The sequence below is a fragment of the Dietzia cercidiphylli genome (assembly GCF_014145145.1).
GTDB classification, from domain to species: domain Bacteria; phylum Actinomycetota; class Actinomycetes; order Mycobacteriales; family Mycobacteriaceae; genus Dietzia; species Dietzia natronolimnaea.
Map to the genome: position 1 here is coordinate 1 of NZ_JAALEA010000059.1, position 14,151 is coordinate 14,151.

14 protein-coding genes and 4 pseudogenes are annotated in these 14,151 nt (G+C 66.8%); 11 read left to right on the plus strand and 7 right to left on the minus strand.

Going from position 1 to position 14,151, the window contains the following annotated elements; translation table 11 throughout:
• Positions 1-260: pseudogene (locus tag G6028_RS17550) on the plus strand (ATP-dependent dethiobiotin synthetase BioD); the annotation flags it as partial.
• Here the strand turns inward: G6028_RS17550 and G6028_RS02875 are convergent.
• Both G6028_RS02875 and G6028_RS02880 read right to left on the minus strand, forming a co-directional pair.
• Positions 229-867 (minus strand): annotated as a pseudogene (locus G6028_RS02875) (Fic/DOC family protein). The pseudogenes G6028_RS17550 and G6028_RS02875 overlap by 32 nt on opposite strands.
• Before the next feature lie 4 nt (positions 868-871).
• Complete coding sequence (locus G6028_RS02880) at positions 872-1,069, minus strand: antitoxin VbhA family protein (protein ID WP_182657988.1); 198 nt, start codon at positions 1,067-1,069, stop codon at positions 872-874.
• Between the two features lie 382 nt (positions 1,070-1,451).
• Here G6028_RS02880 and G6028_RS02890 point away from each other — a divergent pair, with 382 nt between their 5' ends.
• Positions 1,452-2,159, plus strand: coding sequence for a Fic family protein (locus G6028_RS02890; RefSeq protein ID WP_182657989.1), 708 nt, complete (start codon positions 1,452-1,454; stop codon positions 2,157-2,159).
• A 54-nt stretch (positions 2,160-2,213) separates the two neighbouring features.
• Here the strand turns inward: G6028_RS02890 and G6028_RS02895 are convergent, their stop codons facing one another.
• Entirely contained in the window at positions 2,214-2,510 is a 297-nt protein-coding gene (locus tag G6028_RS02895) for an ArsR/SmtB family transcription factor (RefSeq protein WP_182657990.1), read from the minus strand.
• A 169-nt stretch (positions 2,511-2,679) separates the two neighbouring features.
• Between G6028_RS02895 and arsB the strand changes: the two genes are divergently transcribed.
• The 4 genes and pseudogenes from arsB (at position 2,680) to G6028_RS02910 (ending at position 5,321) form a co-directional block, all read left to right on the plus strand.
• Positions 2,680-3,792 carry an ACR3 family arsenite efflux transporter gene (arsB, locus tag G6028_RS02900; protein ID WP_182657991.1) on the plus strand — a complete coding sequence of 371 codons (1,113 nt, stop codon included), beginning with the start codon at positions 2,680-2,682 and terminating at the stop codon, positions 3,790-3,792.
• Positions 3,789-4,193 (plus strand): annotated as a pseudogene (locus G6028_RS17555) (arsenate-mycothiol transferase ArsC); the annotation flags it as partial. The gene arsB and the pseudogene G6028_RS17555, both read left to right, overlap by 4 nt.
• 39 nt (positions 4,194-4,232) lie before the next feature.
• Positions 4,233-4,625, plus strand: a complete 393-nt coding sequence (locus G6028_RS17560; RefSeq protein WP_425551902.1) for an arsenate reductase ArsC — start codon at positions 4,233-4,235, stop codon at positions 4,623-4,625.
• Positions 4,626-4,691: 66 nt separating this feature from the next.
• A complete protein-coding gene (locus G6028_RS02910; RefSeq protein ID WP_182657993.1) occupies positions 4,692-5,321 on the plus strand; it encodes an arsenate reductase ArsC in 630 nt (209 codons plus the stop codon).
• Positions 5,322-5,375: 54 nt separating this feature from the next.
• Here G6028_RS02910 and G6028_RS02915 read toward each other — a convergent pair whose 3' ends face one another.
• The 4 genes from G6028_RS02915 to G6028_RS02930 all read right to left on the minus strand — a co-directional run bounded on the left by G6028_RS02915 (position 5,376) and on the right by G6028_RS02930 (position 10,113).
• The gene (locus G6028_RS02915; protein WP_182657994.1) at positions 5,376-6,878 is read right to left on the minus strand and encodes a glutamine synthetase beta-grasp domain-containing protein; all 1,503 of its coding nucleotides are present in this window, start codon (positions 6,876-6,878) and stop codon (positions 5,376-5,378) included.
• A gap of 187 nt (positions 6,879-7,065) precedes the next feature.
• Positions 7,066-8,295: a Fic family protein gene (locus tag G6028_RS02920; RefSeq protein WP_194306786.1), complete on the minus strand. Its 1,230-nt coding sequence runs from the start codon at positions 8,293-8,295 to the stop codon at positions 7,066-7,068.
• A 144-nt stretch (positions 8,296-8,439) separates the two neighbouring features.
• Positions 8,440-9,069 (minus strand): trimeric intracellular cation channel family protein, encoded by a 630-nt coding sequence (locus G6028_RS18020; protein ID WP_194306789.1) that lies wholly within the window; start codon positions 9,067-9,069, stop codon positions 8,440-8,442.
• A gap of 63 nt (positions 9,070-9,132) precedes the next feature.
• Positions 9,133-10,113, minus strand: coding sequence for an MsnO8 family LLM class oxidoreductase (locus G6028_RS02930; RefSeq protein ID WP_182657996.1), 981 nt, complete (start codon positions 10,111-10,113; stop codon positions 9,133-9,135).
• Positions 10,114-10,433: 320 nt separating this feature from the next.
• On the opposite strand from G6028_RS02930, the gene G6028_RS02935 reads away from it, so the two are divergent.
• From G6028_RS02935 to G6028_RS02955, 5 genes and pseudogenes are all read left to right on the plus strand, one after another.
• Entirely contained in the window at positions 10,434-11,588 is a 1,155-nt protein-coding gene (locus tag G6028_RS02935) for a phosphotransferase family protein (protein WP_194306787.1), read from the plus strand.
• On the plus strand, positions 11,585-11,998 hold the full coding sequence (locus tag G6028_RS02940; protein WP_182657997.1) for a hypothetical protein: 414 nt from the start codon (positions 11,585-11,587) through the stop codon (positions 11,996-11,998). The genes G6028_RS02935 and G6028_RS02940 overlap by 4 nt, the downstream gene beginning before the upstream one ends.
• Positions 11,999-12,077: 79 nt before the next feature.
• The gene (locus tag G6028_RS02945; protein ID WP_338404131.1) at positions 12,078-12,467 is read left to right on the plus strand and encodes a (deoxy)nucleoside triphosphate pyrophosphohydrolase; all 390 of its coding nucleotides are present in this window, start codon (positions 12,078-12,080) and stop codon (positions 12,465-12,467) included.
• A gap of 44 nt (positions 12,468-12,511) precedes the next feature.
• Positions 12,512-13,414 carry an HNH endonuclease gene (locus tag G6028_RS02950; protein WP_338404132.1) on the plus strand — a complete coding sequence of 301 codons (903 nt, stop codon included), beginning with the start codon at positions 12,512-12,514 and terminating at the stop codon, positions 13,412-13,414.
• A 133-nt stretch (positions 13,415-13,547) separates the two neighbouring features.
• Positions 13,548-14,117 (plus strand): annotated as a pseudogene (locus G6028_RS02955) (helix-turn-helix domain-containing protein); the annotation flags it as partial.
• Between the last annotated feature and the right edge of the window lie 34 nt (positions 14,118-14,151).

Consider the following 14,151-nt stretch of genomic DNA (forward strand, 5'->3'; position numbering starts at 1 on the left):
CAGTCGAGGCCGCGGGGCTGCACTGTGCCGGGATCGTCATCGGTTCCTGGCCCTTCGACCCGAGCCTCGCAGAACGGTGCAACCTTGAGGACCTCCCGAGGCTGACCGGCATCCCGGTGCTGGGCCGGGTGCCCGCGGGAGCCGGGATGCTCTCGCCCGCTGAGTTCGCCCGGGCCGCTCCGGCGTGGCTCAGATGCCAGCTCCTTACCGCCTTCAGATCAGAGAACGTCAGAACTCGTAAGCGGGTTCTGCGTCAATGATCTTCGCGAACATCTTCTCCATTCGTTCAAGGTCACCCCTGGATCTCGCCGCATGGCAAGCTCCGTGTAGTTCCTCTGACTCGGTCGCCTGCCAGTCCAGTCCGACGCCCGTCTCGGACAGCAGCAGATCAAAGAACTCCCGCGTTGCGCGTCCATTCCCCTCTCGAAACGGGTGCGCGAAGTTGGTGTAGTCGTAGAGGTAGGCCCCAGTTCCCGGGAGACTCTGTCGTTAAACCAGCGCCAGCCGTTTCGACTCATTGATTCGGTTGGCCACGTGCGCCATCGGCACCGCGATCGAGTTTGGTGGGCAGAATGCCTCGTCAGCCTTCTCGATCCCGACGGTTCGTAGATGCCCGGCCCATTCGTAGACATCCTGGAAGAGATGGCGATGGATGGCCTGCAATAACGTCAGGTCGTAGGTGCGTTCACCCAATAGTCGAGGGAACTCACGAAGTTCGATGAGCCGCGCCTCGACCAGGTCGTTCTCGGCATCGCGCAGGACCTCGACTGAGGCGATACCAAGCTTATTTCGGAGCACTGTCGTGCCCGGGATGAAGTAACCAGGCCAGTTCTCTTCGTGGCTGCCAGCCCCCCACGGATGGCCCACCCGATTAGCCGACGTTGTAACGACGCCGGACGCGGTCCCCTAGCTCAGCGGCGCTGATCGTGCCGCGCGCGTAGGCGAGTTGGTCCGCTCGGGTGGCACCCGTACTGGAAGCCCCTTCAAGCTCGCTACTCCGGCGAATTGAGCGAATCGCCCGCACGCGCCGTTGGGTGCGCTCGGCCTTGGTCGCCCCATCACCGTCCATAAACCCCAGCATAGTCCACGCTACTGACCCGCAGAAGTGCCTCGGACCTCCGCGAGCCCGGACGATTCAGCGCGGAGCCGTGCAGGCCAACGCCTTTCGCCGTCCTCATATCGCAGTGTCTCACCCAGATGCTCGAGCACTAGCCAATCTTTCCTGAGCAGGTAGAATAAGGCGGACGACGAGGCAAGGAGGACACCCTGTCCACCCGCATTCGCCCCACCACTGATCAGGCACTCGCTGGCGTTGTTGCCGGGCACCGCATGGCCGGAATGGACCTGTCCACGGCCGAACTGGCAATTCTCCGCCGCCAGGCGGACGGCGAACTGACCGGAGATCAGGCCCGTGCCGAATTGCTGGCCACCCTCCGCCGGTCCTGACACGAGTGAACCCCCGCGATCCGTATGCGGACCCCTCGGGGGTTCTTCGCAACCTTCTTGGCATCACTGATCCGGAAGAACTACAACAATACGAACGCCTTCTTGCCGCCAGCCGGGTACTCGAACTCGAACAGCATCCCGTGGCTGGCAGGTTCGACTTCGCCCATTTACGCGCGATCCACCGCTACATTCTCCAAGACGTCTACGACTGGGCTGGCGAGCTTCGCAACAGCGACACCGCCGCGTTCGGTATTCCTCACGCCCGGCCACAGTTTCTCCCGGACGAGCTCGACCGGGTCTTCGGCCTGATCGCCTCACGGCCACCCAGCACCACCGACCCTGGTGTCGCCACCGACACCATCGCCGCGCACTGGTCCGAACTGACCCTCGTCCACCCGTTCCGCGACGGCAACAGCCGCAGCCAACGCGTGTTCTTCGATCAGATGTTTCGTCACGCCGGCTGGGCTGTCGATTGGGCCGACGTCGATGCCGCAGCAGCCCATGCCGCTCGCCACATGTCCCTGTACGGTCGGCCCGACTACCTCGCTGACCAGCTTCGACACGCCGTGCATCCTGCTGCAGACTTCGCCGACGGACACCTCGTCGCCACCCAGGGCGTCCGCCCTGCCCGCGACGCCGCAGAGCACTTCCGTGCCATGCGCGAGCACCACAGATCCGGAGCCACTACGCCCTACGGGCGTCCCACACGGTAGAGCGACGATTCCATCAGCCGACTCCCCCGGTGCCGACGGGCCCACCCTGGCCTGTCAGGCCAGATCGAGGAAGCCGCGTAGCTCGTCGAACATCTCCCGCACCACTGTGTAGTGCGCCCACTTTCCGCGCTGCTCACGGACCAGCAGCCCCGCGTCCACGAGCTTCTTCAGGTGGTGGCTTATCGTCGGCTGGCTGATGTCGACCACCTCCAGCAGGTCGCACGCGCACACCGAGTCGCACCCCTGCGCCGCGATATGGGACAGCAGCCGCAGCCGCGTCGGGTCGGCCAGCGCCTTGAGCCGGACCGCCATCCGCTCCGCCGTGGCCACGTCGACGGGTCCGGTCGACATGGAGCAGCAGCCATCCTGCGCTGGGGCCGCCAGACCGATCTCCGCTGATGTCATCGTCACCCCACTTGCCCTGACCATTTATCTGCCCCGACAATACATTGACACTCGCCGATATGACGGCCTAGCCTCCCACCCATAGACATTCATCGATCCGAGGAGTTCCGCCCGGATGAGCATCACCACGACCGGACCCGGTGCGGCACCGGTCGCCAAGAACATGTCCTTCCTCGACCGCTGGCTGGCGCTCTGGATTCTCGCAGCGATGGCCGTCGGCTTGCTGCTCGGACGGTTCATCCCCGGCCTCGACCGGGCCCTGGACTCGGTGAAGGTCGGTGGGATCTCCGTCCCGATCGCCATCGGGCTGCTGGTGATGATGTACCCGGTCCTGGCCAAGGTCCGCTACGACGAGACGCACCGGGTGACCGGCGACCGCAGACTCCTCACCCTGTCACTGGTGCTCAACTGGGTGCTCGGCCCGGCGTTCATGTTCACCCTCGCGTGGGTCTTCCTACCCGACCTGCCGGAGTTCCGTACCGGGCTGATCATCGTGGGCCTGGCCCGCTGCATCGCCATGGTGTTCATCTGGAACGACCTGGCCTGCGGGGACCGCGAGGCCGCGGCGGTGCTGGTGGCGATCAACTCGGTGTTCCAGGTCGTCGCGTTCGGCGCCCTGGGCTGGTTCTACCTGCAGCTTCTGCCCTCCTGGCTGGGGCTGGAGACCACGACGGCCGAGTTCTCGGTGTGGGCGATCGTGCTCTCGGTGTTGGTGTTCCTCGGCATCCCGCTGCTGGCCGGCTTCCTCACCCGAGTGTTCGGCGAGCGGGCCAGGGGCCGGGAGTGGTACGAGGAGACGTTCCTCCCCCGGATCGGCCCGTGGGCCCTCTACGGGCTGCTGTTCACGATCGTGTTGCTGTTCGCCATGCAGGGCGATGCCATCACCTCCCAGCCGCTCGACGTGGCGCGGATGGCCGTGCCCCTCCTGCTGTACTTCGTCCTCATGTTCCTCGTCAGCCTGTTCGCCTCGCGGGCGGTGGGACTGAACTACGCCAAATCGACCAGCGTGGCCTTCACCGCGTCGGGCAACAACTTCGAACTGGCGATCGCGGTGTCGATCGGCACCTTCGGCATCGCCTCCGGCCAGGCCCTCGCGGGCGTGGTCGGGCCGCTCATCGAGGTCCCGGTCCTCATCGGGCTCGTCCACGTCGCCCTGTGGGCCGGACCGAAACTCTTCCCGGGCGACCCGACCCTGCCCGATCGTTCGGTGACCGGGACCCGCTCATGACCGCGGAGCAGCAGGCGCACCACGTCCCCAGCGTTCTGTTCGTGTGCGTGAAGAACGGCGGCAAATCCCAGATGGCGGCGGCGCTCATGCGCCTGCACGCTGGCGACGCCGTCGCCGTCCATTCGGCGGGCACGACGCCCGGCTCGGCGGTCAACGCGCTCGCCGCGGAGGCGGTCGCCGAGGTCGGCGCCGACATGTCCGGCGAGACCCCCACGGCCATCGACCCCGACCTGCTGCGACAGGTGGACCGGGTGATCGTCCTGGGCGACGAGGCCGCCGGGGAGATCGACGACGACGAGGTCAGCGCGCTCGAAATCTGGCGCACCGACGAGCCGTCGCACCGGGGCATCGAGGGCATGGAGCGGATGCGTCTGGTCCGCGACGACATCGATCGCCGCGTCCGCACCCTGCTCGCAGAGCTGACCGATTCCAGGCCCCGCGTGCTGTTCGTCTGCGTCCACAACGCAGGGCGCTCCCAGATGGCCGCCGGCTACCTGTCTCACCTGGCCGGAGGACGAATCGACGTCCTGTCGGCCGGGTCGGCACCCAAGGATCAGATCAACCCGGTCGCCGTCGAGGTGATGGCCGAGGACGGCGTCGACATCACCTCGGCCACGCCGAAGATCCTCACCACCGACGCCGTCCGCGCGTCCGACGTGGTCATCACCATGGGCTGCGGTGACGCGTGCCCGGTCTTCCCCGGCAAGCGGTACGAGGACTGGGACTTGGCGGACCCGGCAGGCCAGGGAATCGAGGCCGTCCGCCCCATCCGCGACGAGATCAAGCGGCGGGTCACCGCGCTGATCTCCGAACTGCTCGAGACCGAGTCGTAGCGGCTGCCCTGACCTGATCTCCATCGGCGTGACCTCCGGCTCCATCTCAAGCTGAAAGGGCCCATCATGATCACCGACACCCCCGAGCTGGACGTCCACGTCCTGCACCGCGCCGCCGAGAGACTCGCCATGACATACGAGGGGATCTTCTCGCCGGAGACCGTCGAGCGGTACGTGTTCGAGTCCTACGCGACGCTGGGCCGCACGGCGAAGGTCAGGACGCATCTCGCGGCACTGGCCCAGCACTTCGCGGCCGATCGGCTCCGGGCTCTGGCACTCGCCCAGGGCAAGCTCGAGTCCGCGGTCCCCCAGGTGCTGTTCGTCTGCGTCCAGAACGCCGGCCGTTCCCAGATCGCCGCGGCCCTGTTGCGGCATCATGCCGGCGCCGACGTGGAGGTCCGGTCTGCCGGCTCACTCCCCGGCTCGGAGGTGGATCCGCGGGTCCTCGCCGAGCTGGAATCCCGGGGAATCGACATGGCCGGGGCGTTCCCCAAGCCACTGACCGATGACGTGGTCCGCGCGGCCGACTATGTGATCACCATGGGCTGTGGCGACGCGTGCCCCGTCTACCCGGGCAAGAACTACCTGGACTGGGACCTGGTCGACCCCCGGGGCGAGTCCGAGGACACCGTCCGCCGGATCGTCGAGGAGATCGACGGCCGGGTCCGGGCACTGTGGGCGGAGATCAGCCGCTGAGCTGAGCCCCGGGAGCTGCACGGCCGGTAGTGCCACCTCGCCGACCGGGCGGGGTCAGCCGACGTGCCAGTGACGGCGGATGAGCTCATCCCGGTCGGCCTCTCCGCTTCCGGAGTCGCCCACCTCGTCGTCGTCGTTGTCGTCGTCATCGTCGTCGTCGTCATCACCGCGTAGCCCCGCGAGCACCGAGTCGAGGAGCGCGGCGGGGAACACACCGTCGGCCTCGAACATCTCCCGCTCGGCCTCCAGCACGTCGGCCGCTTCCGCGCACGAGGTGGGCAGGGTCTCGAAGTCCTCGCCGTCGGCGGCGTTGAGGCGCTCGGCCTGCTGCAGGCTGCCGGGGTCGTCGAGCCCGCGCCTGGCCGCGACGGCCATGCCCGCCAGGAGCAGGTGCACGTCGGCTGAGCCGTCGCCGAGCCGGAACTCGATGGTCTGGGGGTGCGTGGCGGGCTCGGGGACGGGCTCGGTGCTGCCGGGGTTGGCGTGAGCGACCATGTCGCCCAGGACGTTGCCGCCCCAGGCCAGCGGGACCCGGACCAGGCCGGTGCGGTCCTGCATACCCCAGCAGATGTCCTCGGGCGACTCGTCGCCCTCGGCGAACCGCAGGTACGAAGTGGGGACCGTGTTGCCGAACGCGGACAGTGCCCGGGCGGCCGAGAGGTAGCCGGCGATCAGTCTGCGCGCGGTGTCGGTGATGCCGGCGTCGTCGCCGATGACGTTGGTGCCGTCGCGCACCAAGCGGCTGTGGATGTGCAGTCCGTTGCCCGCGCCGTCGCCGCTCACCAGCGGGGCGAAGGTCGCCTCGAGGCCGTGAGCGTAGGCGACCTGACGCACCACCCACTTGGTCAGGACGATGGCGTCGGCGGCCTGCTCCAGGGGGACGGGCTGGAGTTCGATCTCGTGCTGGACCAGCTGTCGGTCGTCCTCCAGGATGTTGCCGACCTCGCCGTGGACGTATTTCATCGCGACCCCCATCTCGCGGAGGTGCCCCAGCACCTGCTCGCGGACCCGCTCGTGCTTGGAGAAGGGCGCCGACTCCTGGTAGCCGCGTTCGGACTCGACGGGGTAGATCGGCTCGGGCTCGGCGGCGAGGTAGTACTCCAGCTCACCGAAGGCCTCGAGCGTCATGCCGGTCTCCCGCGTCAACACCTCGGCGGCGCGGCGCACGACCTGCTCGCGCGCGTAGGGCAGCGGCGTGCCGTCGGGTGCATAGAACGAGCAGAGCACGTCGAGTGAGGTGCGTTCCCCGAAGGGGTTGAGGAAGGCGGTGCGGTGGCGCGGGACGATGTAGACGTCGCTGGCCTCGGTATCGGTTCCGGGAAAGACGCTCGAGCCGTCCACCCGCTCGCCGCGGGTGAGCACCTCGTGGAGGTGCTCGCGCGAATTGATGGGGAAGGCGAGCGTCTTGAGCCGCCCGTCGCCGCCGACGTAGCGCAGGTTGACCTGGCTCAGCTCCAGCTGTTCGGCGGCCCGCACGAGGTCGGCGGCGGTGAAGTCGGCCGTCGGTGTGCCGATTAGTCGGACGAGCGGGTGGGGTTCCAGTGCGTCGATGGCCATGCCCCGTTCTACCAGCGGCGGGGCCCGGGCGCCTCCGGACGGCGGGGCCTGCGCGCGGCCGGGGGCGCGCCTAGAACAAGAGGTCTGCGAGCAGCTCGATCGAGCGGTTCGCATTGCGCCGCCGGAAAGCTGGAGCGAGAGCCCTCCGCGGTTGAGGAAGGCCCACCGAGCGCGTCGAGCCCCTTCTTTATCCCCTTCCGAGAATCACGTCGTGTACGCGGGGGGCGTATACCCGGCGCTTGTATGCCTCAGCGTCGATAAAGGCGAGAACACCGAGCTCCACCAGCTGCCCGACAACCTTGTTGGCTCGCCCGTAGGAGACGCCCAGCGCCTGTTCCACGTGGCGGACCGTGAAAGTCGGATGAGCAACGGCGAGGTCGATTACCGAGATCGGCGTTGCAGACCGCAAGTGGGACCCGCGGACGATTTCCTTGAGTTCGGCTTGCACACCGACGAGTTCGATCATCTGCGTGTGCGTGGTGCGCGCGGCAGCTTCGAGTCCCCGTGCGAAAAACGCCACGTAGGTGTCCCAGTCTCCCCGCGTACTCACGCCGAGAAGGGCGTCGTAGTACTCGGCACGTCGAGCCTCGAACCACGGAGACACGGTGAGAGTCGGCTCGCCCAGGACGTCCATCGAGAGGAGGTGTAGGACGATAAGAAATCTCCCGAGGCGACCGTTCCCGTCGCGGAACGGGTGCAATGTCTCGAACTGGTAGTGCGACATAGCCGCGGCGACGACGGGGTCGAGCGTCGCACTGTGGTCATTTCGCATCCAGTCGATGAGGTCGGACAGTCCCGCCTCGAGGAGCGGGCCGGGAGGTGCCGGAACGAAGCGGGCTCGCATGATTGCCGGACCGCCTGGGTCCACGTCCGACCTCAAGCCGACGACAACCTGGGTATCGCGTAGCCGACCTGAGACCTCCTCGAGAGGCCCACCCCTCATCAGCACGCCTTGCAGGTCGTACAACATTGTCGTCGACAGCGGGCGACCGTCCGCAGCCCATGCGAAACCCAGGCTCGCCATCACTTCGAAGTTGAGAATCTCCAGGAGGTCCGGGGACCCGGGTTCCTCCACGTCCGCCCCCAACACTTCCGCCAGGGGCGCGTACGTGCCCTCCAAGGCGGAGGTCGAGTGCGCCTCACGGCGAAGGGTAGGGACGCGGAGGAGGGTCGGATCCGGTAGGCGTCGCGCGGTGCTGTCCAAGGAGGCCAACGCCGCTCGAGCGTTCCCCACTGCCAGAACGGTGGGCATCGTGAGTTCTGGCATCCCCTCGGGAAGCCGCGCGGGAACGAACGCTTTATGGCGCCAGTCGCCGACGCGCGGGTCGGTGCCCGCGATATCCACGAGCGCGCCCGTCGCGTCGTTGACGAACATTTCCAGGTTCACAATGTCACTGTAGGCCCCCTTGAGTGACATTGTCGGCACCACAATTGCACTCAACCGGCGTCAGACGAACGTAACCCGCCTCGTCCCGCGCGCGATCCCCGGGCCGGAGACCGCCGAACTCTTCTATGAGCGAATCGGTGAGCCCGTCCGCGGCACGACCACCCGCCCGATGTGTCAGTCCAGGTCCACAGACGAGACCCGGCTCCAGCGGTGCCGACGACGTCCGCGTCGACGGTGCTCGATCTCCTGGTAGTCGAACACCGGTAGTGAGAGCTTGAAGCGGATCGCGGCCACTCGCAGGCCGAACCCCACGACGAGGGTGATCGCCGCGCCCCAGTTCTCCGGGACGCCCGCAGCCGCGAGGCCCACGTAGACGAGCGCGGCCAGGATGGCGACACTGGCGTACAACTCGTGCCGGAACACGAGCGGCACCCGGTCGCACAGTAGGTCACGCATGACTCCCCCGAACACGCCCGTGATGACCGCGGCGGCGACGGCGATGACGACGCCGTGGCCCATCTCGAGGGCGATCCGGGCACCGAAGATCGCGAAGACGGTCAGCCCGAGTGCGTCGAGCCCGAGGAAGAGCACCCTGAAGTGCCGCATGAGCGGGGCGACGAACACGGTCACGACCGCGGCCAGCGCGACCAACGCGAGGTAGGACGGATTCTCCACCCAGATGAGCGGATAGTGGCCCAGCAGGACGTCCCGGATCGAGCCACCGCCGATGGCGGTGACGCACGCGACGATCACCACCCCGAACAGGTCCATGCGCTCGCGACCGGCGGCCAGCGCGCCGGTCATCGCCTCGGCGGTGATACCGATGAGGAAGAGGACGGTGAGGAATTCCACGGGTTCGGCGCGCTACTAGAACCAGAGGTCGGCGAGCAGCTCGATCGACCGGTTCCGCACGGCCGGGTCGTAGGCGTAGGTGACGGTGATGAGCTCGTCGGCGTCGGTGCGCTCGACGAACTCCTCGAGCTGCGCCTTGACCGTCGCAGGCGAGCCGACTGCGCTGATCTCGAGCATCGCGGGCGTGCTGCCGGCGAACTCCGACGGGTCGACGGGCGGCTGGATCTTGCGGCTGCGCCCGGCCCGCAGGTCGAGGAACATCTGCTGCAGGGTGGTGAACTGCCGCTGCGCCTCCTCGTCCGTGTCGGCCACGACGACGTTGATGCCGGCCATCACCTGGGGCTTGTCAATCCGCGCGGTGGGCGCCTCGGTGCTGAACGAGTCGCGGTAGACGCGGATGGCGTCGTCGATCTGGTCGGGCGCGAAATGCGAGGCCAGCGAGAACGGCAGCCCCAACTGCCCGGCGATCGAGGCGCCGTTCACGGTGGACCCGAGCACCCAGATCGGCACCTCCATGCCCTGTGAGACCGACGACAGGATCGGGGTGCTGTGCGCCGTGCCGGTCTCGCCGAACCACGCCTGCAGGTCGTAGATGTGCTGAGCGAAGGCCTGCGGCTCGGCCGACGACCGGCTCAGTGCCTGGGCGGTCATCCCGTCGGTTCCGGGGGCGCGGCCCAGGCCCAGGTCGATGCGGTCACCGTGGAGGTTGGCGAGCGTGCCGTACTGCTCGGCCACCATGAGCGGGGCGTGGTTGGGCAGCATCACGCCGCCGGAGCCCACGCGGATCTTCTCCGTCACCGAGGCCGCCTGCGAGATCAACAGTGCCGTGGCGCTGGACGCGAGGTTGGGGGTGTTGTGGTGCTCGGCAAACCAGAGCCGGTGGTACCCGAGCCGGTCGGCGAGGCGCGCGGACTCCATCGAGGCGGCGATGCCCTCACGCGCGGTGGAGCCCTCCGAGATGGAGACCAGGTCGAGGATGCTCAAGGGGACCGACACAACACACCTTTTTCTACGTTCACCGTTGCATTAAGGGCCGTGGTGGCCCACGCCCAGAGGCTACCGATCCGCCCATGTCGGTGACGGATCACCGATCTCCCCACCCCCTGTCGGTCCGGGGAACTACCGCGAAGCACTGCGTCGAAGTACGACGACAAAGTACGACGACGACGAAGTCCGCCGCCCCAGACCGCGTGGGCGACTGCGGGGATGCGCATTTCAGATCCCTCGGATTGTGCGCTGGGTCACACTGTGCTCATCGCGGGTCCCGCCCGCGCAACAGGTCCGTACGAAGGGTCCGACCACATGACGACGATCGCATGACCACCGCACGCTCCGACGAACCACTGCACCAACGGGTGACCTCGGGCGAGGCCGACCTTGACGAGTTCCGCGACCGCCTCACCGCCTGGCTCGCGGCCCGCGACGAGGTCGACGCCTCCGCAGGTGTCGAGGTCTCGGCGGTGAGCAGGCCGGAGAGTTCGGGGATGTCCAACATCTCGGTCCTCTTCGACGCCACCTGGACCCCGGCCGGCCCGGCCTCGCCAGGGGGCACGGCCGAGCCGCAGTCGGCGCAGCTGGTGGCCCGGATGTGTCCGCAGGACGATGCGTTTCCGGTATTCCCCGTCTACGACCTGGCCAAGCAGTTCGACGTGATGCGGGTGGTAGGAGAGAACACCGACCTGCCGGTCCCCCGTGTCCGCTGGCTCGAGCAGGATCCGGCCATCCTCGGCACGCCCTTCCTGGTGATGGATCGCGCCACCGGCCGCGCGCCGGTCGACAATCCCCCGTACGTCTTCGACGGCTGGTTGCTGGAGATGGACCCCGAGCGGCGGCGTGAGTTCCAGCGCGAGTCCGTCGCGGTGCTGGCGGCCATTCATCAGATCCCGCAACCCGCCGAGTTGGTGTCGTCGCTCGCGCCCGCGCCCGGCGTGAGCGCGCTGCGGGCCCACGTGGACGAGCAGCGCGCCTACTACGAGTGGACGATCCGCGAGGACGGGCTGACAATCCCGGTGATCGAGCGCGCCTTCGACTGGATCGAGGCCCACTGGCCCGCCGAGACCGGGCCCGATGTACTGAGCTGGGGCGACGCCCGCATCGGCAACATCCTCTACGAGGGCACCACCCCCACGGCCGTGCTGGACTGGGAGATGGCGGCCATCGCTCCGGCCGAGGTCGACCTCGGGTGGTTTCTGTACTTCCACGACCTGTTCCAGGAGCTCGCGGTCGCCTTCGACTTCCCCGGCATCCCGGACCTCTTCGACCACGGCGAGGTCGTCGAGCAGTACGAGCAGCTCACCGGCTCCACGGTCCGGGACCTGCCGTTCTACTACGTCTACGCGGGGCTGCGGCAGGCCATCATCCTGTCGCGGATCACTCGTCGTCGTATCCACTTCGGTGAGCAGGAGGCACCCGCGAGCCCGGACGAGTACGTCCTCCACCACGCCATGCTCGCCCGGCTCATCGCCGATTGATCGCGCTCGCAGACGGGCGGATCGAGCAGTTGGGCTGGCCGCGGTTGGAGGTCGACTACCGCAGCGGCACCCGCCACCCGGAGTGCGCCCGGCTGCACCTGACGACCCCGCGCGGCGAGCCGCTGCTGCTTGAGGTCGAGACACTCCTCGGGGTCCCGCTGAGCATGGGCTCCGGCTACGTGGGCGACCCGGCGTGGTCGCACGGGCGCTGGATGGGCCGCGACTGGAGCGAATCGGTCACCTACGACATGACCGCACCGGACGTCGTCTCCATGCTGCCGTTCAACACCATCGACCACGTGGCCCGCGCGACCTGCAACGACGACGTGGGCCGGGGCCTGTTCGAGCACGCCAACCTAGGCCGGCACGACCCGTCGGGATTCACCGACTGGGGCGATATGGCTGAGTAAGTATCTCCGCTGCAGATAATGTCTACTCCCGAATGTGAATCGCGCTGACAAGGGAGCTCAATTGCCACGGATCGAAGTAGTGGCGGCAGTGTTCTATCGGGACGGCGAGGTACTCGCTTGTAAGCGCGCGCCAGGCAAGTCCGCGGCCGGCAAGTGGGAGTTTCCCGGCGGGAAGATCGACGACGACGAGACCCCCGAGCACGCCTTAGCTCGCGAGATACGGGAAGAGCTTGGAATCTCCATATCCGTGGGCGATCTCGTCGATAGGACAGCCACTCCGGTCGGCGATCTTGTAATCGATTTGGCTTGCTACCTCGTCTCATCCGAAGAAGAGCCCACCCGCAGCTCAGTTCATGACGACTTGCGCTGGCTCCCCGCCGACGCTCTGCCAACTCTCGATTGGGCCGCTCCCGACCTGCCTGCAGTAGCTAAGCTCATCAAAACCGGCGTGCCCCATGGCTCAGGATGACCAAATTTCGGTCGGCTGCTGCTACCTAGTGGCATCCTGTACATGTGTTAGACCTGTCGGATGAGATAAGTAAGCGCAACGCCCTGATGCATGCGCTGGCCTCCGAGTACGCCGTTAGCCCCACTCTCACGCGGGAGTGGCTCAGCCGGCTGGACTTTGGCTGGGGACCCGAGCGAATCATCGACACATCGAAGGGGATCTGGAACCCGAGCGCCTATGCCGCGACCTTAACAATCGTCAGTAATCCAGACGGCGAATACGACGACGGTGACCACGGTGGTTCGCTGTACCGTTACTCCTATGAGAAACGCCCGGCCGGGCAAAACCCGCAGGGCGGTTCCAACAGCAAGTTGCGGGAGGCCATGAGGCTCCAATTGCCAATTGTGATGCTCCGCAAAGTGGCAGGAGGCCACTTCGTACCCATCATGCCGGTCTATGTCGTGAAAGAAGAACCAGAACATCGACGGTTCCTGCTCGCTCTCGACGAAAGTTTGCGCTTCCTTCCCGACCCCGCAGATCAGTCCGAAGCCCAGCGCCTTTACGCCGAGAGGATCTCACGACAACGTCTTCATCAGCCCGAATTTCGCGCACGCGTGCTTAGGGCATACGACGAGCGTTGCGCCGTTTGCGTCCTGAGGAAGGTGCCGCTCTTGGACGCGGCTCACATAATTGCAGACTCCGCCGACGAAGGCTCGCCAGTCGTCACAAACGGCCTGACTCTATGCAAGATCCACCATGCAGCGTACGACGAGAATATTCTCGGTATCTCGCCCGATTACATCGTCCATATTAACGATGACGTTCTCGCTGAGGTGGACGGGCCGATGTTGAACTACGGACTTCAGAAGATGGATCAACGCGAACTCTGGATCCCGCGGCGGGGTCAAGAGCAGCCCGACCGTGAACGACTATCCGCAAGATTCGAAGCATTCAAGAACGCGGGCTAGCTAGCTAGAATCCGCAGGCCTAACTGTACTGACCGGAGACGTTGGTCGAGAGAGTGTGATCCGGTGACGTAGGAAGGCTTCCTGCGGTGGAGTGGAGCTGTCTAGGAAACACTTCACCGAACAGGAAGCCTTCATGTCCCACGCTAACGCGGCATTGACCCCGCGTCACCGTCTCCGTGTCGCGCAACTCGTTGTGGATCACGGCGTGCCGATCACCGAAGTCGCTGCCCGGTTCCAGTGCTCCTGGCCCACGGTCAAACGCTGGGCCGACCGGTACCGCGCCGGTGAGCCCATGACCGATCGCTCCAGCCGGCCGCACTCGAGCCCCGCCAAAACCTGTCCCGCGGTGACCAAAAGGCTGGTCTCGCTGCGCTTACGCAAACGCCTGGGGCCGGTCCAACTGGCCGCACTGTGTGGCCTCGCGCCCTCGACCGCGCACCAGATCCTGGTCCGGTGCCGGCTGAACCGACTATCGTACTGCGACCGGGCGACCGGTGAACCCGTGCGCCGCTACGAACACCCGCGGCCCGGGGATCTGGTGCACGTGGACGTCAAGAAGTTCGGGCAGATCCCCGACGGTGGTGGCTGGCGGTTCGTCGGCCGACGCCAAGGCGACCGCAACCGCGCCGCCACCCCGGGCAAGGCCCGCAACTGCCACCGCAATCCGAAGATGGGCCACGCCTTCGTGCACTCGGTCCTGGACTGTTAGGGACGTGCTTCGGAAAGCAGAGTTCTGA

Excerpts from the sequence above, each read along its gene's own strand:
- G6028_RS02880 (WP_182657988.1), bottom strand. The coding sequence starts at position 1,069 with ATGGACGGTGATGGGGCGACCAAGGCCGAGCGCACCCAACGGCGCGTG.
- G6028_RS02895 (WP_182657990.1), bottom strand. The coding sequence starts at position 2,510 with ATGTCGACCGGACCCGTCGACGTGGCCACGGCGGAGCGGATGGCGGTC.
- arsB (WP_182657991.1), top strand. The coding sequence starts at position 2,680 with ATGAGCATCACCACGACCGGACCCGGTGCGGCACCGGTCGCCAAGAAC.
- G6028_RS02910 (WP_182657993.1), top strand. The coding sequence starts at position 4,692 with ATGATCACCGACACCCCCGAGCTGGACGTCCACGTCCTGCACCGCGCC.
- G6028_RS02915 (WP_182657994.1), bottom strand. The coding sequence starts at position 6,878 with ATGGCCATCGACGCACTGGAACCCCACCCGCTCGTCCGACTAATCGGC.
- G6028_RS02920 (WP_194306786.1), bottom strand. The coding sequence starts at position 8,295 with ATGTCACTCAAGGGGGCCTACAGTGACATTGTGAACCTGGAAATGTTC.
- G6028_RS18020 (WP_194306789.1), bottom strand. The coding sequence starts at position 9,069 with ATGACCGGCGCGCTGGCCGCCGGTCGCGAGCGCATGGACCTGTTCGGG.
- G6028_RS02935 (WP_194306787.1), top strand. The coding sequence starts at position 10,434 with ATGACCACCGCACGCTCCGACGAACCACTGCACCAACGGGTGACCTCG.